The sequence below is a fragment of the Devosia riboflavina genome (genome assembly GCF_000743575.1).
In the GTDB taxonomy this organism is placed as follows: Bacteria; Pseudomonadota; Alphaproteobacteria; order Rhizobiales; family Devosiaceae; genus Devosia; species Devosia riboflavina.
The window spans coordinates 1-705 of record NZ_JQGC01000076.1 but is presented as its reverse complement, the minus strand read 5'-3'; the positions used below and the strand labels follow the sequence as shown (position 1 = coordinate 705).

Genomic DNA, 705 nt, shown 5'->3' with positions numbered 1-705 from the left:
ATGTGCGGCCAGGGCAAGCACGCCTTCGCCTATACCAATGTGGCCCATGACCACCACCAGCGGGTGCTGACCTATTACGAGGGCGCGGTGGTGGCCGACAGCCAGGGGCATCGGCGCGGGCCGGACGGATTGTCGGTCGAGGATTTCGAGATGATCGACAACCTGATGCTGCATGGCGGGGTGGAGCGGCGCAACGGCACAGTGGTGGTGCACGACGCAGCCGAGGACGCGATCTATACCGACCTCACGGGCTTCGAGCGCGTGCTGGCCATCGCGGCGGCGAAGCTGCTCTAGGACTTATCCCCGCGTGGCCTTTCCGGGGGCGGAGGCTGGGAAACCGGCCTCGAACCCGGGGAGGATGGCAGGCACCCGAATCGGGAGAGCGTGAAACATTTTGGTGTTTCACGGTTTTGCAGCGATTTTTGGTAAGGTTTTGGGCGCAGTGCTGCCTGTAATGCCCTGATCTTGTTGTTGGTTACTGGTTGTAACTGGCTGCAAATCGTTAAATTTTGAAGGAATTTCGGGCAATCTTTTGCCGATTTTTCGCGGGTTTTGCGCGGTTTGGAGCCATCTCGCGATATGTGGTTTTGCTGGTGATTCTCCCGGGTGATGGGTGGGGCCGTCCTGGCTGCATCCATCATTGTGAGCGGGGTTTGGCGGGGGAGGATAAGTCTGGCGGTTGCGGGATGATCCCCCTTCTTCCAA

The 705-nt window shown here is 59.7% G+C and carries 1 protein-coding gene and 1 pseudogene; one reads left to right on the top strand and one right to left on the bottom strand.

All coding sequences use genetic code 11. The annotated features are described in order from the left end of the window. Positions 1 to 294 (top strand): annotated as a pseudogene (locus JP75_RS26725) (nucleoside 2-deoxyribosyltransferase); the annotation flags it as partial. Positions 295 to 402: 108 nt separating this feature from the next. Here the strand turns inward: JP75_RS26725 and JP75_RS26905 are convergent. Then, the coding region (locus JP75_RS26905) for a hypothetical protein (protein WP_210165362.1) at positions 403 to 705 on the bottom strand (303 nt) is incomplete at its 5' end.